Annotated in this window: 8 protein-coding genes; 5 read left to right on the top strand and 3 right to left on the bottom strand. The window is 75.7% G+C overall.

Features of this window, described 5'->3' with window-relative positions; all coding sequences use genetic code 11:
• Nucleotides 1-105: 105 nt before the first annotated feature.
• The 3 genes from ACFPM7_RS01540 to ACFPM7_RS01530 are packed head-to-tail and all read left to right on the top strand — an operon-like array spanning nt 106 to nt 1,481.
• Nucleotides 106-363, top strand: a complete 258-nt coding sequence (locus ACFPM7_RS01540) for a hypothetical protein (protein WP_378242921.1) — start codon at nt 106-108, stop codon at nt 361-363.
• Nucleotides 364-413: 50 nt separating this feature from the next.
• Nucleotides 414-764: a VOC family protein gene (locus ACFPM7_RS01535; RefSeq protein ID WP_378242919.1), complete on the top strand. Its 351-nt coding sequence runs from the start codon at nt 414-416 to the stop codon at nt 762-764.
• Nucleotides 765-815: 51 nt separating this feature from the next.
• Nucleotides 816-1,481: a DedA family protein gene (locus ACFPM7_RS01530; protein WP_378242917.1), complete on the top strand. Its 666-nt coding sequence runs from the start codon at nt 816-818 to the stop codon at nt 1,479-1,481.
• 15 nt (nt 1,482-1,496) lie between these two features.
• Here ACFPM7_RS01530 and ACFPM7_RS01525 read toward each other — a convergent pair whose 3' ends face one another.
• The gene (locus ACFPM7_RS01525; protein WP_378242915.1) at nt 1,497-2,885 is read right to left on the bottom strand and encodes an FAD-binding oxidoreductase; all 1,389 of its coding nucleotides are present in this window, start codon (nt 2,883-2,885) and stop codon (nt 1,497-1,499) included.
• Nucleotides 2,886-3,009: 124 nt separating this feature from the next.
• Between ACFPM7_RS01525 and ACFPM7_RS01520 the strand changes: the two genes are divergently transcribed.
• Nucleotides 3,010-3,972: an alpha/beta hydrolase gene (locus ACFPM7_RS01520; protein ID WP_378242913.1), complete on the top strand. Its 963-nt coding sequence runs from the start codon at nt 3,010-3,012 to the stop codon at nt 3,970-3,972.
• Between the two features lie 85 nt (nt 3,973-4,057).
• Nucleotides 4,058-5,719, top strand: coding sequence for an MDR family MFS transporter (locus ACFPM7_RS01515; RefSeq protein WP_378242911.1), 1,662 nt, complete (start codon nt 4,058-4,060; stop codon nt 5,717-5,719).
• 39 nt (nt 5,720-5,758) lie between these two features.
• Here ACFPM7_RS01515 and ACFPM7_RS01510 read toward each other — a convergent pair whose 3' ends face one another.
• Nucleotides 5,759-7,192, bottom strand: a complete 1,434-nt coding sequence (locus ACFPM7_RS01510; protein ID WP_378242909.1) for an enterotoxin — start codon at nt 7,190-7,192, stop codon at nt 5,759-5,761.
• 28 nt (nt 7,193-7,220) lie between these two features.
• Nucleotides 7,221-23,276 carry a type I polyketide synthase gene (locus ACFPM7_RS01505; RefSeq protein ID WP_378242907.1) on the bottom strand — a complete coding sequence of 5,352 codons (16,056 nt, stop codon included), beginning with the start codon at nt 23,274-23,276 and terminating at the stop codon, nt 7,221-7,223.
• Between the last annotated feature and the right edge of the window lie 27 nt (nt 23,277-23,303).

Here is a 23,303-nt window from a genome sequence, read left to right as displayed (position 1 = left end):
TTGCTACTTGAGCCGAGGCCGCTCAACCTTCCTGACGACACAACGCGTGGCCTGCGGGGATCGTTCCCGGCGTGAGCGGAGTCACCGGCTGCTACCGTCGCGGGCGTGACCGAGGACCCGGAGCGCCTGCTCTCCGAGGCGCTGCGCGCCCAGGCGGCCAGGGCGCCACGCGCCGAGCCGCCGCCGGAGCCGGCGCTGTTCTCCGGCTCGGACCTCATCTCCGGCACCGACCTGCACCACCGCCCGGTCGAGCCGACCGCGCGGCTGGCCCCCGAGCCGACGCCCGCGCTGTGGGTGGTGGCGGTCGCGCTGCTGCTCGGCCTGGCCACCGGCGCGGTGGTCGGCCTGCTGACGCTGCTCTAGTCCACGAACGAGGACAGCGGCTGTCCTGAGCCGGTGCCAGGATTCCCCGCATGATCGGACGCTGGCACGGACTCGTGATCGACTGTCCCAACCCCCAGGCGCTGGCGGGGTTCTACCAAGAGCTGCTGGGCATGATGCGGGTGCAGGACGAACCCGGCTTCGTCGTCATCGGCGACGCCCCCGACCGCCCCGGCCTGGCCTTCCAGCGGGTCGAGGACTGGCAGCCCCCGGCCTGGCCCGCCGAACCCGCGCACATGCACCTCGACGTCCGCGTCGAGGACCGCGCCGAGGCGGGCGCGAAGGCGCTGGCGCTGGGCGCGCGGCGGCTGGAGGGCGGGGGCACGGCCTTCGACGTCTACGCCGATCCCGCCGGGCACCCGTTCTGCCTGGTCCAATGGTGACCGTTTAGTCCAGTTCACCAGCCGCTCAGGGCCGCCCTGTACCTTGACCGGGTGAACCTCGCTCTGCTGCCCGAGTGGCTGGACCCGGTGAACATCCTGAACGGTCTCGGGCCGTTCCTCCTGCCCGGGCTCGCCCTGATCATCTTCGCCGAATGCGGCCTGCTGATCGGGTTCTTCCTGCCCGGTGACTCGCTGCTGTTCACCGCGGGCCTGTTCACGGTGTCCTCCACCGTGTTCCCGGTGCCGCTGTGGGCCGTGTGCGTGATCCTCACCATCTGCGCGTTCCTGGGGAACGTCGTGGGGTACTGGATCGGCGCCAAGGCCGGACCCGCGCTGTTCAACAAGCCGGAGTCGCGCTTCTTCAAGCAGGAGTACGTCGAGAAGACGCACTCCTTCTTCGAGAAGTACGGCCCGCGGGCCATCGTGCTCGCCCGGTTCGTGCCGATCGTGCGCACCTTCATCACCGCGATCGCCGGTGTGGGGCGCATGGACAAGCGCGTGTTCTTCGTCTACTCGGCCATCGGCGCGGTCCTGTGGGCCACCGGCCTGACCCTGCTGGGCGCGGCGCTCGGCCAGATCGAGTTCATCAGGGAGAACCTGGACCTGATGGTGATCGGCATCGTGCTGCTGTCGGTCGTGCCGATCATCATCGAGGTGCTCAAGGCGCGCCGGGAGAAGAAGCGCGAGCTGGCCAAGGGCCCGCTCCCGCAGGCCTAGGGCCGGGCCGAACGCCTAGTCCAGACTGAACATCGACCCCGGGTTGAAGAGGTTCCCCGGGTCGAGAGCGGCTTTCACGGCCCGGTGGGTGCGCAGCCCCACCGGGCCGATCTCCGTCGCCAGCCAGTCCCGCTTCACCTTGCCGATGCCGTGCTCGCCGGTCACCGTGCCGCCGAGGCCCAGGCCCAGCTCCAGGATCGCGCCGAAGGCGACCTCGGCGCGGGCGAACTCGTCGGCCGAGGTTGGGTCGTAGACGATCGTCGGGTGCATGTTGCCGTCGCCTGCGTGCCCGACGACGGCGATGCGCAGGCCGACCTCGGCGCTGATCCGCTCGCACCCGGCGATCAGGTCGCCGATGCGGGTGCGCGGCACGCACACGTCGTCGGTCATCCACGCGCCGAAGACCTCCAGCGCGGTCAGCACGGCGCGGCGCGCGGTCAGCAGCATCCGGCCCTCGGCCAGGTCGAAGGTGGTGTGCACGAGGTCGGCGCCGCTGTCGGCGCACACCTGCTCGATGGCGGCCAGCTCGCGGCGGGCGGCCTCGCCGCCCGCGTCGGACTGGCAGATCAGCAGCGCCGCCGAGCCCTTGCCCGCACCCACCTCGGTGTTGAGGTGCGCCTCGACCGCCGCGATGGAGACCGCGTCCATGATCTCCATCAGCGACGGCACGATCCCCTCGCGCACGATCCGCGACACCGCCGCCCCGGCGGCCACGATCGACCCGAACGCCGCCACCGTCGTGCCGGGGGCCTGCGGCAGCGGGCGCAGCGCCAGCGTGGCCTGGGTGACGACGCCGAGGGTGCCCTCGCTGCCGATGAACAGCTTGGTCAGGTCGTAGCCCGCGACGCCCTTGACGGTGCGGCGGCCGGTGCGCAGCAGTTCGCCGTCGGCGAGCACGACCTCGAGGCCGAGGACCGAGTCGGTGGTGACGCCGTACTTGACGCAGCACAGCCCGCCCGCGTTCGTGGCGACGTTGCCGCCGATGGTGCACCAGTCGTAGGACGACGGGTCCGGCGGGTAGAACAGCCCGTGCTTCTCGACCGCGTCGCGCAGGTCGAGGTTGACCACGCCCGGCTCGACCACGGCCAGCCGGTTGTCCGGGTCGATCTCCAGGACGCGGTTCATCTTGGTCAGCGCGAGCACCACGCAGCCGTCGACGGCGTTGGCGGCGCCGGACAGGCCGCTGCCCGCCCCGCGCGGCACGATCGGCACGCGGTGCTCGGCGCAGGCCCGCACCACCGCCTGGACCTGCTCGGTCGTCGACGGCAGGACCACCGCCAACGGCTCGCCGAACGGGGCCAGCGGCATCATGTCGCGCCGGTAGGCGGCGGTGACGTCGGGATCGGTCAGCACCGCGGCGGAACCCAGCGCGGTGCGCAGCGTCGACAGCAGAACCTCGCTCACCGCTCAACCGTAACCGCCGGAAACCCCTAGAACCTGAATCGATGCTCGGTCGGTGACACCTCACTGATCTACAGTGGTTATGTGGCCGGTGTCACCGTCGACCCGGCCGTCGGGGAGGTGCGCCATGGCCCAGACCGGGTTGATGGGCGAGCCGAGCATGCAGGCCAAGGCGTTGGCGCGGTTCCTGCTGACCAGCCTGCGCCCGCTCGGTGACCGGATCCGCATGCGCGGCGCCGGGCTGGCGCTGGTGCGCGAGGCGTTCGAGAGAACCTCGGTCACCCCGCTGCCGCGCGGCACCAGGGTCCAAGCGGTCTCGGAGTCGCACGGCTACGGCGAGGTCACCGGGCTGTGGATCACCGCACCGGACGCCGACCCGGCCGCGGGCGCGGTGCTCTACCTGCACGGCGGCGGGTTCGTCTTCGGCTCGCTGCGCACCCACCGGCACATGGCCGCGGCGATCTCGGTCTCGACCGGCCTGCCCGTGCTGCTGCTGGACTACCGCCTCGCCCCCGAGCACCCCTTCCCGGCCGCCTCCGACGACGCCCTCGCCGGCTACCACTGGCTGCGCGACCAGGGCTACGCCGCCGACCGCATCGCCGTCATGGGCGACTCGGCGGGCGGGCACCTCACCGCCACCCTGCTCGGCGACCTGACCCGCGCCCGCGCCCCGATGCCCGGGGCGGCCGTGCTGTTCTCCCCGTTCCTCGACCTGACCTGCGCGGGCCTGGAAGCGCGCGACGCGCTCTGCCGCGACCCGTACATCCCGCCCGCGCGGGCCCGCGAGGTCGCCGCCGTCTACGCGGGCGAGCACCCGCTCGACCACCCGCGGCTGTCGGTGTTCCGGGGCAGCAAGCGCCGCTGGCCGCCGATGCTGGTGCAGGTCGGCGGCGCGGAGTGCCTGCTGGGCGACTCCGAGCGCATCGCCGAGACCGTGCGGGCCGCGGGCGGGCACTGCGAGCTGCAGGTGTGGCCGGGTCAGGTGCACGTCTTCCCGGCGTTCTACCCGGTCATCCCGGAGGGGCGCCTGGCCATCGGGTACGTCGGCGAGTTCGTCAGGGGCGCGATGGACACGGCGCTGGCGGCCTGAGAGCCGAATTGCGCGGGGATCGCGACAGGAGAAGGCTGGACGGGAGGTAGTTGCAGATCCCAACCAAACGATCCCCGAGGGCAGCATGACCCAGCCCGCGGCCCCGCCCGCGCCCACCCACCGGCAGATCCTGGTCATCCTGTCCGGGCTGATGCTGGGTATGTTCCTGGCCGCGCTCGACCAGACCATCGTCGGCACCTCGATCCGCACCATCGCCGACGACCTCCAGGGCCTGAGCATGCAGGCCTGGGCCACCACCGCCTACCTGATCACCGCGACCGTCAGCACGCCGCTGTACGGGAAGCTGTCGGACATCTACGGGCGCAAGCCCTGGTTCATCACCGCGATCACGGTGTTCGTCATCGGCTCGCTGGCCTGCACGGTCGTGACCTCGATGGAGCAGCTGGCCGCGGCGCGGGCCCTGCAGGGGCTGGGCGCAGGCGGGCTGATGTCGCTGGCCCTGACGATCATCGCCGACCTCGTCCCGCCGCGGGAGCGGCCCAAGTACCAGGGCTACTTCCTGGCGGTGTTCGGCACCTCCAGCGTGCTCGGCCCGGTCATCGGCGGGTTCTTCGCAGGCCAGGACACGATCCTGGGCATCGCGGGCTGGCGGTGGGTGTTCCTGGTCAACGTGCCGATCGGCGCGCTGGCGCTCGTCGTCGTGGCCAAGGTCCTCACCGTCCCGCACGCGCGGCTCAACCACCGCATCGACTACTGGGGCGCGGCGTTCCTGTGCCTGGCCGTGGTGCCCTTCCTGCTCGTCGCCGAGCAGGGCCGCGTGTGGGGCTGGGGGTCGGCGGTCTCGATCGCCTGCTACGCGCTCGGCGCGCTCGGCCTGGTCGGGTTCATCGCGGTGGAGCGCCGCATGGGCGACGAGGCGCTGATCCCGCTGCGGCTGTTCAGCGACTCCGCGTTCTCCTACACGATCATCACCGGCGCGATCCTCGGCGTGGGCATGTTCGGCGGGATCTCGATGATCCCGCAGTACCTGCAGATCGTGCGCGGCTACAGCCCCACCGACGCCGGTCTGATGATGCTGCCGATGATGCTCGGCATCATGGCCGCCTCGATCACCGCGGGCCGGGTGACGGCGAAGACCGGCCGCTACAAGGTGTTCCCGATCATCGGCACGGCACTGGTGGTGATCAGCCTCGTGCTGTTCCACCTGGTCGGCGTGAGCACCCCGATCTGGCTCGTGCTGGCCTACATGGCGCTGTTCGGCCTCGGCCTGGGCAACTGCATGCAGACCCTCACCGTCGCCGCCCAGAACGCCGTCCCGTTCCGGGACATGGGAGTGGCCACGGCCGGGGTGACGTTCTTCCGCCAGCTCGGCGGCACGCTCGGCGTGGCGGTGTTCCTGTCGCTGCTGTTCAGCACGGTGGCCGACAACATCGCCACCGCCTTCCGCTCGGCGCTGGCCGACCCCGGCTTCCAGGCGGCGCTGGCCGACCCGGCGGTGCGGGCGAACCCGGTGAACGCGCCGGTCTTCGAGGCCATCGCCTCCGGCGGGCACGGCGGCGTCCTGGACGACTCGTCGTTCCTGCTCACCATCGACCCGCGCCTGGCGCTGCCGTTCCAGCAGGGCTTCACCGAGTCGATCCAGCTGGTGTTCCTGGTGGGGGCGTTCGTGATGGCGCTGGCGTTCGTGACGGCGCTGTTCATCAAGGAGATCCCGCTGCGCACGCACTCCCCCGCCCAGGAGGCGGCGATGGCCGCCGACGAGGAGCAGCGCGCGGCCACGAGCTGACGGGCAGGCCCGCCGGGACACCCCGGCGGGCCTGGCGGGTCAGTGCACTTCCTCCTCGGCGGGCGCGGCTTCGGCGGCCCTGGGGGCGGTGGTGTCGATCAGGCGGCGCTCAGCGCCGGTGAGCGGCGGCTCGGTGAGCGCCGGGCGGTCCGGGCCGCGCAGCGCGTCGAGCAGCACGCCCGGCTTGACCAGCACCGAGGCGGGCGCGGCCAGGGTGATGACCGCGATCTGGGCGGTGGCGATGGCAGGCCTGCTCGGGGCGGCCTTGGCCAGGCGGTCCTGGAGCTTGTAGACGGCGTTGGAGCCAGGGGGCCTGCGCCCGACGGTCGTGCGGTGGCGCAGGTCCTCGCCGGTGGCGATGGCCCAGGCGTCGGCCGCGGTCGCGCCGACCGCGCGCTGGATCGCGCGCGTCCCGCCGAGCCCGTGGGCGGCCAGGCCCTCGCGCAGGGCCACCGCGGACTTCGCCGCGACCGCCATGCCGTGCCCGTACACCGGGTTCAGGGTGGTCTGGGCGTCGCCGACGACCACGAAGCCCGCGGGCCACGCCTTGGCCTTGCCGAAGTGGCGCTTGCGGTTGGCGTGCGCGGCGAAGCCGAAGGCCGGGCCGAGCGGCTCGGCGCGCGCGGTCAGCTCGCCGATCACCGGGTGCGGCAGGCTCTCGGCGAAGGCCTGGAAGCCCGCGTCATCGATCGGCGGGTGCCCGCCGGTCGCCCCGGAGAGGGTGATGCTCCAGCGGCCGCCCTCGATCGGGATGACCATGCCCGCGGCCCTGACCCGCTCGGCGCCGGGGTCGGCCTGGATGTTGATGGCCGGGAAGTCCTCGCCCGCGCCGTCGAGCACCCGGAACAGCCGGGTCGCGTAGAAGATGCCCGCGTCGACGGACTCCTCATCGAAGGCGGGCAGGCCGAGCGCGGCCAGCCAGTCGGTCACCGCTGAGCCGCGCCCGGTGGCATCCACCACCAGGTCGGCCTCGATGTCGGTCTCCTCGCGGGTGCCGCGGTGGCGGGTGCGCGCCCCGGTGACGCGCTCGGCGTCGCCGAGCAGCCCGAGGACGTCGGCGCCCTCCACATAGGTGATCGACGGCGCTTTGTCGCGCAGCCGGGAGCGCAGCGTCCAGTCCAGCAGCGAGCGGCTGCACCCCAGGATGTACTGCTCGCCCGGGTAGCGCGGGAACCAGCCGTGCGGGCCGAGCGCCAGGTACCGGTCGGGGACGCCGATGCGCTGGGCGCCCGCCTCGAACAGCGCCGCCGAGGTGCCCGGCAGCAGCGCGTCGACCGCGCGCACCCCGCCGGAGACCAGGCCGTGGGTGTGGCGCGACTGCGGCACGCCCTTGCGGTCGGCGGGGCCGTCGGGGAAGTGGTCGCGGTCGAGCACCGTCACCGCGTCGGCGAGCTCGGCGACGGCCGCGGCGGCCAGCGTGCCCGCCAGCCCCCCGCCGAGGACCAAGGCGTGTCGGGCCTTGCGTGTGGTCATGCTGCTGATTCCTTCCAGCGGTCGGGGGTCATGAGATGCCGAAGCGCTTGCCGAGCAGGTCGAACATCTCCTCGTCGGTGGCGCCGGTCAGGTCCTCGGCGTCCGGGCGCGCGCTCTGCGCCCAGGCGGCGAGCAGCGCCTGGAGCCGTTCGGTGATCCGCGCGCCCGTCGCCTCGTCAAGCCCGGCGGCGAGCTGGGCCTGGTGCAGGCTGGACTCCAGCTGGTCGATCTCGGCCAGCAGCGGCGACGCGGGCTCAGGGGTGTCCTCGGCCAGCTCGGCGTGCAGGAAACGGGCCATCGCCGCGGGCGTGGGGTGGTCGAAGAGCAGGGTGACCGGCAGCCGCAGCCCGGTGCGCGCGGCGAGCCGGTTGCGCAGCTCGACCGCGGTCAGCGAGTCGAAGCCGGACTGCAGCAGGCCCCGGTCCGCGCCGATGGCCTGGGTGTCGCGGTGGCCCAGCACCGCGGCGGCCTCGCCGAGGACCAGCTCCAGCACGGCCCGCTGCCGCTCGGGCGCGCCGAGCCCGGCCAGCCCGCGCCGCAGCTCGCCCGCGGCGTCGGACTCGACGCCGTCGGCCGCGGCCTCCCGCCTGCCGCCGCCCGCCACCAGGGCCTGGAACAGCGGCCGGACCCCGCCCGGCTGCGCGCGCAGCGCGGCGAGGTCGAGCCGGGTGGGCAGCACGACCGCGACGTCGAGCGCGGTGGCCACGTCGAAGAGCTCCAGCGCCTCGGCGGTGCCCAGCGCGATGACGCCCTCGCGGGCCATCCGCCGCATCAGGGCTCCGTCGAGCTTGCCGGTCATGCCGCTGAGCTCGGCCCACAGGCCCCAGGCCAGCGACACCGCGGGCAGCCCGCTCGCCCGCCGCCGCTGCGCCAGCGCGTCGAGCGCGGCGTTCGCGGCGGCGTAGTTGGCCTGCCCGGCGCTGCCGAAGGTGCCGGAGAAGGACGAGAACAGCACGAACTCGGCCAGGTCCAGCCCGCGGGTCAGCTCGTCCAGGTGCGCGGCGGTGTCCACCTTCGCCCGCAGCACCCGGTCGACCTGCTCGCCGGTGAGGCCGTCGAGGACGCCGTCGTCGAGCAGGCCGGTGGCGTGCACGACGGCGGTCAGCGGCCCTGCGGTGGGGTCGGCGGTGGGGTCGGAGATGTCGGCGAGCAGCGCGGCCACCGCGGCGCGGTCGGCGAGGTCGCAGGCGACGACCCGCACCGAGGCGCCCGCCGCGCCCAGCTCGGCCGCCAGCGCGTCCGCGCCCTCGGCGGCCGGGCCGCTGCGGCTGGCCAGGACCAGGTCGCGCACGCCGCGCGCGGTGACCAGGTGGCGGGCCAGCAGCGCGCCCAGCGTGCCGGTGCCGCCGGTGATCAGCACGGTCCCGCCGCCACCCCACTGCCCCGCGCCGCCGTCGCCGGTGACCGGGAGGCGGGTGAGGCGGGGGTGGTGGGGTTCGCCGGAGCGCAGCGCCACCTGCGGCTCCCCGGTGGCCAGCGCGGCGGGCAGCCGCCGGTAGGAGCGGGCCGCGCCGTCGACGTCGAGCAGCGCGAAGCGGTCCGGGTGCTCGGCCTGCGCCGAGCGCACCAGCCCCCAGACCGCGGCCTGGGCCGGGTCCGGCGCGGGGTCGGCGTCGAGCGCGGCGACGCCGCCGTAGGTGGTGAAGACCAGCGTGGACCCGGCGAACCGGGCGTCGGCCAGCCAGCGCTGCATGGTCGCCAGCGCCTGGCGCACCGCTGAGCGCACCCGCTCGGGCTCGGTCCCCTCGCTCGCCTTGGTGTCGTCGGCGAGGGCCAGCACGACCCGCGGCGCGGGCGCGCCGCCGTCCAGTTCGGCGACGAGGGCGTCGAGGTCGCCGTGCTCGGCGGCGGCGACACCGGCCGCGTCGAGGCCCGCGCCGAACTCGCCGGTCGCGGTCCCCAGCACAGCCCAGGTCCCGGCCACCGTCCCGGCCGATGCTCCGGTCACTGTGCCCGCCCGGCCGGGCAGCCAGCGCACGGCGTGCAGCGAGTCCCGCTGCTCGACCCTGGCCCTGCCGATGCCGCCCGCCGCGAGCGGGCGCAGCACGAGGGCGTCCACGGTGACCACCGGCCTGCCGTCGGCGTCGGCGACGAGCAGCGCGACCGCGTCGTCGCCGACAGGCCGCACCCGCACCCGCACCCGGGTGGCGCCGCCGCGGTGCAGCCGCGCGCCGGTCCAGGCGAAGGGGAGCAGGCCGTCGTCCACGCCGGGCAGGTCGGTGAACGGGAAGGCGTGCAGGGCGGCGTCCATCAGCGCCGGGTGCACGCCGAAGGCGTCCGCGCCCGCGCGGGCGGCCTCGGGCAGCACGACCTCGGCGAAGGTCTCCGCGCCGCGCCGCCACAGCGCCCGCAGGCCCTGGAACGCGGGCCCGTAGCGGAAGCCGTTGGCGGCGAAGTGCTCGTACACGTCCTCCACCGGCAGCGCCTGCGCCCCGGCGGGCGGCCACTGCGCCAAGTCCTCGGCGGCGCTGTGCCGGCCGCCGGGACCGGCGGTCAGCACACCGTCGGCGTGGCGGGTCCAGTCCCGGCCACTGCCCTCGGCGCGGGAGTTGACCGTGACCCGGCGGCGGCCCGCGGGGTCCGCCCCGCCGACCCACACCTGGACGGTGACGGCGCCCTTCTCCGGCAGCAGCAGCGGGGCCTCGATGGCCAGTTCCTCGACCCGGCGGGCGCCCGCGTGCTCGCCGGCGTGCGCGGCCAGCTCCAGGTAGGCGGTGCCGGGCAGGATGACCGTCCCGTCGACGGCGTGGTCGGCCAGCCACGGGTGGGTGGCCCGCGACAGCCTGCCGGTGAACAGCAGCCCGTCGGAGTCGACCAGCTCGACCACGGCCCCGAGCATCGGGTGCGCGGCCGCGCTCAGTCCCGCCGAGGCCACGTCGGCGGCGGCCGCCGCGGTCTCCAGCCAGTAGCGCTGCCGCTGGAAGGGATAGGTCGGCAGGTCGACCGGTGCGCAGGGCCGGGGGAACAGCCCGGCCCAGTCGACCCGCGCGCCCGCGGCGAACAGCTCGCCCGCCGCGGTGAGCATGCGCGCCGGGCCGCCGTCGTCGCGGCGCAGGCTGCCGACGACGGTGACCGCGGCGCCTGCGGCCTCGCCGGTCTGCTCGACACCCATGGCCAGCACCGGGTGCGGGCTGACCTCGACGAAGGCGCGGTGCCCCTGCTCGATGAGCGCCCGGGTGGCGTCGGCGAAGCGGACGCGCCCGCGCAGGTTGTCGTACCAGTACCCGGCGTCCATGCCGGTGGTGTCGAGCCAGTCGCCGGTGACGGTGGAGAAGAACGGCACCGCCGACGCCTGGGGCCGCACGCCGTCGGCGGCGGCGAGGACCTGCTCCCGGATGCCCTCCACGGCCGGGGAGTGCGAGGCGTAGTCCACCGCGATCCGGCGCACCCGGACGCCCTGAGCGTCCAGAGTGGACGCCCACGCGTCCAGCGCCGCGCCGTCGCCGGAGACCACCACCGACGCCGGGCTGTTGACCGCGGCCACGGCCACCGCCACCCCATCGCGGGCGATCCACTCCTCGACCCGCTCCACCGACGCGCCCACCGACAGCATCCCGCCGGGCCCGGCCAGGTGCTCGGCGATCGCCCGCGAGCGCAGCGCCACCACGCGCGCACCGTCGGCCAGCGACAGCGCGCCGCTGACCACCGCCGCGGCGATCTCGCCCTGCGAATGCCCGATCACCGCCGCGGGCTCGACCCCGGAGGAGCGCCAGAGCGCGGCCAGCGACACCATCACCGCGAACAGCGCGGGCTGCACGACGTCGACCCGGTCGAGCGCGCCGGGGTCCTCGGCGGTGACCGCCTCGCGCAGCGACCAGTCGGTCCACTCGGCCAGCGCCCGCTCGCACTCGGCGAAGCGCTCGGCGAAGGCGGGCGAGGACGCCAGCAGTTCGCGGGCCATGCCCGGCCACTGCGAGCCCTGCCCGGGGAACACCCACACGACCCTGGCGACCTCATCGGCTCCGCCGCCGAAGACCGCGCCCGGCCCGCCGACCCCGGTGGCCAGCGCGTCGAGGCCGCTCAGCAGCTCCTCGCGGGTCGCGCCCACGGCGACGGCGCGGTGCTCGTGCGCGGCGCGGGCCGTGGCCAGGGCCGCGCCGACGTCGGCGGGCCGCAGGGCCGGGTTCTCCCGGACGAACTCCGCCAGCCGCTCGGCCTGCGCCCGCAGCGCGGGCCCGCTCTTGGCCGAGAGCACCCACGGCAGAGCGCCGCTTCCCCCTCCTGCGTCCTCTTCGGACACGATCGGCGGCTCGGCGGGCGCCTGCTCCACGATGACGTGCGCGTTGGTCCCGCTGACGCCGAAGGACGACACCCCCGCCCGGCGCGGACGGCCGCGCTCGGGCCAGTCGATGGTCTCGGTCAGCAGCTCCACCGCGCCGGAGTCCCAGTCCACGTGCGACGTCGGCTTGTCCACGTGCAGGGTCCCGGGCAGCCGCCCGTCGCGGATCGCCATCACCATCTTGATCAGCCCGGCCACACCGGAAGCGCCCTGCGAGTGGCCGATGTTGGACTTCACCGAGCCCAGGTACAGCGGCTCGTCGTCGGGCCGGTCCTGGCCGTAGGTGGCCAGCAGCGCCTGCGCCTCGATCGGGTCGCCGAGCTTGGTGCCGGTGCCGTGCGCCTCGACGGCGTCGACCTCGCCGGGCTCCAGCCGCGCGTTGGCCAGCGCCGCGCGCACCACCCGCTGCTGGGAGGGGCCGTTGGGAGCGGAGATGCCGTTGGACGCGCCGTCCTGGTTGATCGCCGAGCCGCGGATCACCGCGAGCACGCGGTGGCCGTTGCGGCGGGCGTCGGAGAGCCGCTCCAGCAGCAGCACGCCCACGCCCTCGGACCAGCCGGTGCCGTCGGCGGCCTCGGCGAAGGGCTTGCAGCGCGCGTCCGGGGCGAGCACGCCCTGGCGGCTGAACTCGATGAAGGCGTTCATCGTGGACATCACGACCACGCCGCCTGCCACCGCCAGCGAGCACTCGCCGCTGCGCAGCGACTGCACGGCCAGGTGGGTGGCCACCAGCGACGACGAGCACGCCGTGTCCACCGTGACCGCCGGACCCTCCAGACCGAACACATAGGACACCCGGCCGGAGACCACGCTCGCCGCGCGGCTGGTCAGCAGGTAGATCTCCAGGTCCTCGGGAACCGGCAGCGCGGAGTAGTCCTGGCCGTTGGAGCCGACGAACACCCCGGTCTGGCTGCCGTGCAGGGTCGCCGGGTCGATGCCCGCGCGCTCGAAGACCTCCCACGAGGCCTCCAGCAGCACCCGCTGCTGCGGGTCCATGGCCAGCGCCTCGCGCGGGGAGATGCCGAAGAAGGCCGCGTCGAACTCGTCGGAGTCGTGGACGAAGCCGCCCTCGCGCACGTAGGTCGTGCCCGAGCGGGTCGGGTCCGGGTCGAACGCGCCGTCGGGGTCCCAGCCGCGGTCGGTCGGGAAGCCGGACATGGCGTCGCCACCGTTGGCCACCAGCTCCCAGTAGTCCTCCGGCGAGCGCACGCCGCCGGGGAAGCGGCAGGACATCGCCACGATGGCGATGGGCTCGTCGTCGGTGGCGGCGGCGGCTTGGCGCTTCGGCCCGGTGTCGCGGGCGCCCAGCAGCTCGTCGCGCACGTGCCCGGCCAGCGCGGTCGGGGTGGGGTAGTCGAAGACCGCGGTGGTGGGCAGCTTGAGCCCGGTGGCGCGGGTGAGGCGGTTGCGCAGCTCGACGGCGGTCAGCGAGTCGAAGCCGACCTCGCGGAACGCCCGGCCCGCGGCGATCGCGTCCGGCGCGGCGTGCCCGAGCACGGCGGCGGCCTCGCTGCGCACCACCTCGACCAGCGCCCGGACCTGCTCATCGGGTGCGAGCCCGAGCAGGCGCCTGACCAGCGCCGAGTCCCCGCCCGAGCGCCCCGCCGCGCTGCGCCGGGCCGCGACCTTGACCAGGCCGTGCAGCATCGGCGGCACCAGCCCGGCCTTGGCCTGCGCCCGCAGGCCCGGCAGGTCAAGGCGCACCGCGGCGACCACGGCGGGCGCGTCGGCCACCGCGGCGTCGAACAGCGCCAGGCCGTCGGCGGAGGACAGCGGGCCGACGCCGGCGCGGGAGATGCGCCGCAGGTCGACCTCGTCCAGCGCGCCGGTCATCCCGCTGCGCTCGGCCCACAGGCCCCACGCCAGCGCGTGCGCCGGAAGCCCCTGGGCGCGCCGGTGCTCGGCGAGGGCGTTGAGGAAGGTGTTCGCCGCGGCGTAGCTGCCCTGGCCGGGGTTGCCGAGGGTGCCGGAGTAGGAGGAGAACAGCACGAAGGCGCTCAGGTCGGCCTCGGCGGTCAGCTCGTGCAGCGTCCACGCCGCGTCGACCTTCGGGCGCAGGACGCGGTCCACCCGCTCGGGGGTCAGCGCCTCGATGACGCCGTCGTCCACCACGCCCGCGGTGTGCACGACACCGGTCAGCGGGTGCTCGGCGGGCACGGCGGCCAGCAGCGCCGCGACCGCGTCGCGGTCGGCGGCGTCGCAGGCCGCCAGGGACACCTCCGCGCCCAGCTCGGCCAGCTCGGCCACCAGGGCGTCCGCGCCGGGGGCCTGCGGGCCGCTGCGGCTGGTCAGCAGCAGGTGCCGCACCCCGTGCTCGGTGACCAGGTGGCGGGCCAGCAGCGCGCCGAGGCCGCCGGTCGCGCCGGTGAGCAGCACCGTGCCGCCCGCCCGGAACAGCGGCCCGCTCGCGGGCTCCGGGTCGCGGCGGACCAGGCGCGGCACGCGCGTTCCCCCCGCTCGGGCGGCCACCTGCGGCTCACCGCAGGCCACGGCCTCGACCAGACCCGTGGTGGTTCCGGCGGGGTCGAGGTCGACGAGGGTGAAGCGGCCCGGGTTCTCCGACTGCGCCGAGCGCAGCAGGCCCCACACGGGGGCGGCGGCCAGCCCGTCGACGCCCAGTCCGTCGCCGGCGTCCACCGCGCCCCGGGTGAGCAGCACCAGGCGGGACTCGGCGAAGCGGTCGTCGGCCAGCCACCGCTGCACCAGCTCCAGCGCGCGGTGGGTCACCGCGCGCGCCGCGCCGACCACGTCCCCCGGGGCGCCGAGAGAGTCCACATCGGACAGGAATGGTGCGATGACCACGGCGGGGACGTCGGACTCCGGCGCGTCGGCCAGCTCGCCCCAGCCCAGCACCTGCCTGCCCGCCGTGGTGATGGCCTCGGCGACGGCGCCGGCGTCCTGGCTGCCCTCCGCGCCCAGCACGGCCCACTCGCCTGACTCCGGGGCGGGCGAGGCGGGCAGGTCGATCCAGTTGACGGTGAACAGCGAGCCCCGCCGGGCCGGGCCCGCGCCCGCCTGGGCCGGGCGCAGGGTGACCGCGTCGAGGCGGGCGACCGGCGCGCCGGTGCCGTCGGCTACCGCGACGGCGACCTCGCCGTGCGGGGTCGGCGTCCAGCGGACCCGCAGGTGCGCGGCTCCCTCGGCGTAGCGGGAGACACCGGTGAACGCCGCCGGCAGCCGCCGCTCCGCGACGGCCTCCGGCGCCGCGAGACCGGTGGCGTGCAGCGCGGCGTCCAGCAGCGCGGGGTGCAGGCCGAAGGCGGCGGCGTCGCCGTGCAGGTCGTCCGGGAGGCAGACTTCGGCGAAGACCTCCTGACCGCGCCGCCACGCCGTGGTCAGTCCCTGGAACGCCTGCCCGTGCCGGAGCCCGGCCTCGGCGTAGCGCTCGTAGAGGTCCTCGGCGTCCAGCGGCTCGGCGTCGGCGGGCGGCCACTCGGCCAGGTCGAAGCCCGCGGCCGGGAGCACGTCGGCGACCACGGCGGTGGCGTGCCGCGTCCACCCGCCCTCGGCGTCGGCGTCGCGGGCGTGCAGCCGCAGCGCGCGGCGGCCCGCGGCGTCGGGGGCCTCGGCCACCATCTGCACCAGCACCGCGCCCTGCTCGGGCAGCACCAGCGGGGTGTCCACGGACAGCCGCTCGACGTGCGCGCCCGCCCGTGCCGCGAGTTCCAGGAACACCGTCGCGGGCAGCTGGATGACACCGTCCACGGTGTGGTCGGCCAGCCACGGGTGCGTGGCCACCGACAGCCGCCCGGTGAACAGCAGGCCGTCGCCGTCGGCGAGGCCGACCACCGCGCCCAGCAGCGGGTGCTCGGCGCTGCCCAGACCGGCCGAGGACACGTCCGCCGTGCCCGCGCCGCCCTCCAGCCAGTAGCGCTGCCGCTGGAACGGGTAGGTGGGCAGGTCGAGGCGGACACCGCCGCTGAACTGCCCGGCCCAGTCCACCGCGACCCCGGCGGCGAACAGCTCGCCCGCCGAGGTCAGCAGCCGGGCGGCTCCGCCGTCGTCGCGGCGCAGGCTGCCCGCGACGGTCAGCGCGACGCCCGCCGCCTCGCCCGCCTGCTCGACGCTGGTGGTGAGCACCGGGTGCGGGCTGATCTCCGCGAACGCGGTGAATCCCTCGCGCACCAGGGCGTCGACGCCCTCGGCGAAGCGCACCCGCTCGCGCAGGTTCTGGAACCAGTAGTCCGCGCCCATGCGCTCGGTGTCCAGCCAGCCAGCGACCACAGTGGAGTAGAAGGGGGTCGCCGCCGCGACCGGCGAGATGTCCTCGGCGGCGGCGAGAACCTGCTCCCGGATGCCCTCCACCGCCGGGGAGTGCGAGGCGTAGTCCACCGCGATCCGCCGCACCCGGACACCCTGGGCGTCCAGAGTGGACGCCCACGCGTCCAGCGCCGCGCCGTCGCCGGAGACCACCACCGACGCGGGCCCGTTGACGGCCGCGACGGCCAGGTCCGCCCCGTCGCGGGCCAGCCACGAGCGGACCTCGTCCACGCCCGCCGCGACCGACAGCATCCCGCCCGGCCCGGCCAGGTGCTCGGCGATCGCCCGCGACCGCAGCGCCACCACCCGCGCGCCGTCGGCCAGCGACAGCGCGCCGGACACCACGGCCGCGGCGATCTCGCCCTGCGAGTGCCCGATCACCGCCGCGGGCTCGACGCCCAGCGCCCGCCAGGCGGCGGCCAGCGACACCATGACCGAGAACAGCGCGGGCTGCACGACGTCGACCGGCTCCAGCGCCGCCGGGTCCTCGGCGGTGACCACCTCGCGCAGCGACCAGGACACCCACGGCCGCAGCGCCAGCTCGCACTCGGCGAGCCGCTCGGCGAAGGCGGGCGAGGACGCCAGCAGCTCGCGGGCCATGCCCGTCCACTGCGCCCCCTGCCCGGGGAACACCCACACCACGCGCGGCGCACCCGCCACCGCCGCCGTGTCCGAGCCTGCCGACACCACTGCGGCCAGGCCGTCGAGCAGGTCCTCGCGGGTGGAGCCGACGACGACGGCGCGGTGCTCGTGCGCGGCGCGCGCACCGGCCAGGGCCGCGCCGATGTCGGCGGCGGCGACCTCGGGGTTGCGCCGCGCGAAGTCCGCCACCTGCTCGGCCCGCGCCCGCAGCGCGGCGTCGCCGCGCGCGGAGAGCACCCACGGCACGACGCCGCCGACGACCTCGGCGGGCGCGGCCGGGGACTCGGCCGGGGGAGCCTGCTCCACGATCACATGCGCGTTGGTCCCGCTGACGCCGAACGAGGACACCCCGGCCCGGCGCGGGCGGCCCGTCTCCGGCCAGGCGGTGTCCTCGGTGAGCAGCGACACCGCGCCCTCGGTCCAGTCCACGTGCGGGGTGGGCTCGTCGATGTGCAGGGTCCTGGGCAGCACGCCGTGGCGCATCGCCATCACCATCTTGATGACCCCGGCGACGCCCGCGGCGGCCTGGGTGTGGCCGATGTTGGACTTGACCGACCCGAGCCGCAGCGGCTCGTCGCGGTCCTGCCCGTAGGTCGCCAGCAGCGCCTGCGCCTCGATCGGGTCGCCGAGCGTGGTGCCGGTGCCGTGCGCCTCGACGGCGTCGACGTCGCGGGGGGCCAGGCCGCCCGCGGCCAGCGCGGCGCGGATGACCCGCTGCTGCGAGGGCCCGTTCGGGGCGGAGAGCCCGTTGGACGCCCCGTCCTGGTTCACCGCCGACCCGCGGACCAGCCCCAGCACCTGGTGGCCGTTGCGCAGCGCGTCGGAGAGCCGCTCCAGCAGCACCACGCCGACGCCCTCGGCGAAGCCCGCGCCGTCGGCCGCGCCCGCGAACGCCTTGCAGCGCCCGTCCGGGGACAGGCCGCGCTGGCGCGAGAAGTCGATGAACAGCCCCGGCGTGGCCATCACGGTCACCCCGCCCGCCAGCGCCAGCGAGCACTCCCCCGACCGCAGCGCCTGCGCCGCGAGGTGGATGCCCACCAGCGACGACGAGCACGCCGTGTCCACCGTGACCGCCGGTCCCTCCAGGCCGAACACATAGGACACCCGGCCGGAGAGCACGCTCGCCGAGTTGCCCATGCCGAGGAAGCCCTCGACGTCCTCGGACACCTCGCCGGGCCGGTCGGCGTAGTCGCGGTACATGACCCCGGCGAACACGCCGGTCGGGCTGCCGCGCAGGGAATCCGGGTCGATCCCGGCCCGCTCGAACACCTCCCACGACACCTCCAGCAGCAACCGCTGCTGCGGATCCATCGCCAACGCCTCACGCGGCGAGATCCCGAAGAACCCCGGGTCGAACTCGGCCGCGTCGTGCAGGAAGCCGCCCCGTCGGGTGTAGCTGGTGCCGCGGGTCTCGGCGTCCGGGTCGTGCAGCGCCTCGACGTCCCAGCCGCGGTCGGCGGGGAAGTCGGTGGTGGCGTCGCCGCCCTCGGCGACCACCCGCCACAGGTCCTCCGGCGTGCGCACCCCGCCCGGGTAGCGGCAGCCCATCGCGACGATGGCGATCGGCTCGTCCGCCGCGGCGGACGACGCGGCCACCGGGGCGGCGGGGGCGGTGTCGAGCAGGCCGGCGCGCAGCCGCCCGGCGAGCGCCTCGGCGCTGGGGTGGTCGAACACCAGGGTCGCGGGCAGCCGCAGACCGGTGGCCGCGGCGAGCCGGTTGCGCAGCTCGACGGCGGTCAGCGAGTCGAAGCCCAAGTCCTTGAAGGAGCGCCGCTCGGCGACGGCGTCCACCGAGCCGTGCCCGAGCACGCCCGCGACCTGCGCGCGGATGAGGTCCAGCAGCGCGCGGTCCTGCTCGTCGCGGGTCAGCACGGCGAGCCGGGCGGCGAACGCCGAGGACTCGCGCGCCGGTCCCGCCGCCGAGCGGGCCCGCGCGCGCACCAGCCCGCGCAGCAGCGACGGGACGGGGCCCGCGCCGATCGAGGCACGCAGCGCGGCGACGTCGAGCCCCATGGGCAGCACCGCGGCGTCATCGGCGGCCAGGGCGGCGTCGAACAGGGCGAGGGCGTCGGCGGACTCCAGCGGCGTGATCCCGCCGCGGGCCATCCGCCGCAGGTCGGCGTCGTCCAGGTGCCCGGTCATGCCGCCGCGCTCGGCCCAGAAGCCCCAGGCCAGCGCCACGGCGGGCAGGCCGAGGGCGCGGCGGTGCGCGGCGAGGGCGTCGAGGTGGGCGTTGGCGGCGGCGTAGTTGCCCTGCCCCGGCGCGCCGAGGGTGGCCGCGGCCGAGGAGAACAGCACGAACGCGGCCAGGTCCAGCTCGCGGGTCAGCTCGTGCAGGGCGAGGGCGGCCTCGACCTTGGGCCGGAACACCCGCTCGACCCGCTGCGGGGTCAGCGCGGCGATGACGCCGTCGTCCAGCACGCCCGCCGAGTGCACGACCGCGGTCAGCGGGTGCGCGGCGGGGACGTCGGCGAGCACGGCGGCGAGCGCGTCGCGGTCGGCGGCGTCGCAGGCCACGACGGTGGCGCTCGCGCCGAGGTCGGCCAGCTCCGCCACCAGGTCGGCCGCGCCGGGGGCGTCCGGGCCGGTGCGGCTCAGCAGCAGCAGGTGGCGCACGCCGTGCGCGCGCGCCAGGTGCCCGGCGACGGCCGCGCCGATCGCCCCGGTGCCACCGGTGATCAGCACGGTGCCCTCGGGGGCGAGCCCGTCGAAGGCGGTGGGCTGGGCCTTCGCCAGGCGCGGCGCGAACAGCGCGCCGTTCCGGACGGCGAGCTGGTCCTCAGTGGACTCGGCAGTGGCGGCGGCGAGGGCGGCGAGGTCGTCGTGCCCGTCGCGGTCCAGCAGGGTGATCCGGCCGGGGTTCTCCGACTGCGCCGAGCGCAGCAGGCCCCAGGCCGCGGCCTGCGCCGGGTCCACGGCCTCCCCGGGGCGGACGGTGGCCGCCTCGCGGGTCACCACCAGCAGGCGGCCGTCGGCGAAGCGCTCGTCGGCCAGCCACCGCTGAGCGGTGGCCAGCACCGCGGACACGACCTCGGCGGGCGCGCCGGCCGGCGCGACGGCGACCACGACCGGCGGAACGGGTGCGCCGTCGGCCAGGCTCGTTGCCAGCGCGGCGAAGTCGGGATGCTGCCCGCCGTCACCCACGGTGATCCAGTCCGCGGTGGACCCCGCTGCCTCGGCGACCTCGGTCCACTCGACGCGGTAGAGCCCGCCGCGCGCGGACGCGGCGCGGAGCTGGTCGTCCTCCAGCGGGCGGATGGCGAGCGCGCCGACCGACACCACCGGGCCGCCGCCTGCGTCGGTGGCCTCGATCGAGACGGCGTCCCCGTCGCCGGGCAGCAGGCGCACCCGCAGGTCGGTGGCGCCCGTGGCGTGCAGGTCGACCCGGTTCCAGGCGAAGGGCAGGCTGCGCGGCGCGTCGGTGGCGTCCGGGTCGGCCATGCGCAGCGCGACGGCGTGCAGCGCGGCGTCGAGCAGCGCCGGGTGCAGGCCGTAGGCAGCGGCCTCGGCCCGGTGCTCCTCCGGCAGCGCGACCTCGGCGAACACCTCCGCGCCGCGCCGCCACACCGCGCGCAGGCCCTGGAACGCCGGGCCGTAGGCGAAGCCGACGTCGGCGAGGCGTCCGTAGAGCCCGGTCAGGTCGACCGGCTCGGCGCCGGCAGGCGGCCACTGGGCGGACGGCCACTGGGCGGACGAACCCTGGGCGGACGAACCCTGGGCGGACGCGGCGACGGACGCCGGGGGCCTCGGGGCGAGCACGCCCGCGGCGTGCCGGGTCCACGGGTCGTCGAAGGCGGCGTCGGCGGGCTGGGAGTGCACCGCGACCGAGCGGCGCCCGGAGTCGTCCGGCGCGCCGACGGCCACCTGCACGACGGCGGCGGCGTCGGCGGCCAGCACCAGCGGGGCCTCCAGCGCCAGGTCCTCGACCTGGTGGAAACCCTGGTGGAAACCGAGGTGGTGGCTGGTGTGGAAGGCGAGTTCGAGGAAGGCGGTGGCGGGCAGGATCGCGGTGCCCGCGACGGCGTGGTCGGCCAGCCACGGGTGGGTGGCCGCCGACAGCCTGCCGGTGAACAGCAGCCCGTCGCCGTCGGCGAGGGCGACGGCCGCGCCGAGCAGCGGGTGGTCGGCGGCGGTGAGGCCGGCCGCGGTGACGTCGCCGGTCCTGGCGGGCACGTCGAGCCAGTAGCGCTGCCGCTGGAACGGGTAGGTGGGCAGGTCGACGGCGGGCAGGGCGGGGAACAGCCCGGCCCAGTCGAGTGCCCCGCCCGCGGCGAACAGCTCGCCCGCGGCGGCCAAGAGCCGCTGCGCCCCGCCGTCGTCGCGGCGCAGGGTGCCGATCACGGCGACGTCGGTCCCGGCCGCCTCGCCGGTCTGCTCGATCCCGATGGCCAGCACCGGGTGCGGGCTGACCTCGACGAACGCGGTGTGGCCCTGGCGCAGCAGCGCCTCGACGCCCTCGGCGAAGCGCACCGGCTCGCGCAGGTTCGCGAACCAGTAGGACGCGTCCAGGCGCGCGGAGTCGACCCAGTCGCCGGTCACCGTCGAGTGGAACGGAATCCGGGGCGCCTGGGGCCGCACGCCGTCGGCGGCGGCCAGGACCTGCTCCCGGATGCCCTCCACGGCGGGAGAATGCGAGGCGTAGTCCACCGCGATCCGCCGTACCCGAACGCCGGCTAAGTCTAATGTAGACGCCCATGCGTCCAGTGCCGCGCCGTCGCCGGACACCACCACCGACGCCGGGCCGTTGACCGCGGCCACCGCGACGGACACGCCGTCGCGGGCGATCCACGCCTCGACCTGCTCGGCGGAGGCCGCCACCGACAGCATCCCGCCCGGCCCGGCCAGGTGCTCGGCGATCGCCCGCGACCGCAGCGCCACCAGGCGCGCGCCGTCGGCCAGCGACAGCGCCCCCGACACCACCGCCGCGGCGATCTCCCCCTGCGAGTGCCCGATCACGGCGGCGGGTTCGACACCGTGGGAGCGCCACACCGCCGCCAGCGACACCATCATCGCGAACAACGCGGGCTGCACCACATCCACGCGGTCGAGCGCGGCCGGATCAGCACTGGTCACGGCCTCGCGGACCGACCAGTCGACCCACGGCCGCAACGCCGCCTCACACTCGCCGAACCGCTCGGCGAACACCGGCGAGGACTCCAGCAATTCTCCCGCCATGCCCGCCCACTGCGACCCCTGCCCCGGGAACACGAACACCACCCGCGGCTCACCGGCCGCGACACCGGAAGCCACCCGCGCCCCGACCGGCTCCGCGCCGTCCGAGAGGGCCTGCAACCCGGCGAGCAGCGCGTCCCGGTCCGCGCCGACCACGACGGCGCGGTGGTCGTGCACCGCGCGGGCACGGGCCAGCGACGCGCCGATCTCCACCACGCCCACTCCCGGCCGCGACGCGGCGTACTCGCGCAGCCGGACGGCCTGTTCGCGCAACGCCGCGTCACTTCGGCCCGACAGCACCCACGCGACGGACGCGGGGGCGGGAACGGCATCGGCGGCGGGCTCCTCGGCGGGCGCCTGCTCGACGATCACGTGCGCGTTGGTCCCGCTGACGCCGAACGAGGAGACCCCGGCCCGGCGCGGGCGGCCGGTCTCCGGCCAGGGGCGGGACTCGGTCAGCAGCGACACCGCGCCCGCCTCCCAGTCCACGTGCGGCGTCGGCTCGTCCACGTGCAGGGTCCTGGGCAGCACGCCGTGGCGCATCGCCATGACCATCTTGATGATCCCGGCGACCCCGGCGGCGGCCTGCGAGTGCCCGATGTTGGACTTGATCGAGCCCAGCCACAGCGGGTCCTCGCCGCGGTCCTGGCCGTAGGTGGCCAGCAGCGCCTGGGCCTCGATCGGGTCGCCGAGACGGGTGCCGGTGCCGTGCGCCTCCACGGCGTCGACGTCGCGGGCGCTGAGCTTCGCCCCCGCCAGCGCCGCGCGGATCACCCGCTGCTGCGAGGGCCCGTTCGGCGCGGTCAGCCCGCTGCTCGCGCCGTCCTGGTTGACCGCCGACCCGCGGATGACGCCCAGCACCCGGCGGCCGTTGCGGCGTGCGTCGGAGAGCTTCTCCAGCAGCAGCATCCCCACGCCCTCCGACCAGCCGGTGCCGTCGGCCGCCCCGGCGAAGGACTTGCAGCGCCCGTCCGGGGCGAGCCCGCGCTGCCGGGAGAACTCCACGAACAGCCCCGGCGTGGCCATCACCGTCACCCCGCCCGCCAGCGCCAGCGAGCACTCGCCCGCCCGCAGCGCCCGCACCGCCAGGTGCACGCCGACCAGCGACGACGAGCACGCGGTGTCCACCGTGACCGCCGGGCCCTCAAGACCGAACACATAGGACACCCGGCCGGAGGCGATACTGGCCGCCGAGCCGTTGACGATGCTGCCCTCGAACGCCTCGGGCACGGTGTGCATGCGCGAGGCGTAGTCGTTGTACATCACGCCGACGTAGACCCCGGTGCGGCTGCCGCCGAGCCCGGACGGGTCGATGCCCGCCCGCTCGAAGGCCTCCCAGGACACCTCCAGCAGCATGCGCTGCTGCGGGTCGGTGGCCATGGCCTCGCGCGGGGAGATGCCGAAGAACGCCGGGTCGAACTCGGCGGCCTCGTGCAGGAAGCCGCCCTCGCGGGTGTAGGAGGTGCCCCGGCGCTCGGGGTCCGGGTCGTAGAGGCCCGCCAGGTCCCAGCCGCGGTCGGTGGGGAAGCCGGAGATCTCGTCGCGCTCCTCGGCGACGAGGTCCCACAGGTCCTCCGGGGTGCGGACCCCGCCGGGGTAGCGGCAGCCCATCGCCACGATGGCGATCGGCTCGGTGTCGGACTCCTCGATCCTGCGGAGCTTCTCGTGCGCCGCGTCCAGGTCGGCCGTGACGCGCTTGAGGAAGTACCGGAGCTTGTCTTCGTTCGACATGGGAGAGCTCTCCAGAACGGGAGGGAC

This window comes from Actinokineospora guangxiensis, assembly GCF_042657845.1.
Lineage (GTDB): Bacteria > Actinomycetota > Actinomycetes > Mycobacteriales > Pseudonocardiaceae > Actinokineospora > Actinokineospora guangxiensis.
The sequence above is the reverse complement of the archived record's forward strand: the minus strand, read 5'-3'. Positions and strand labels throughout refer to the sequence as shown.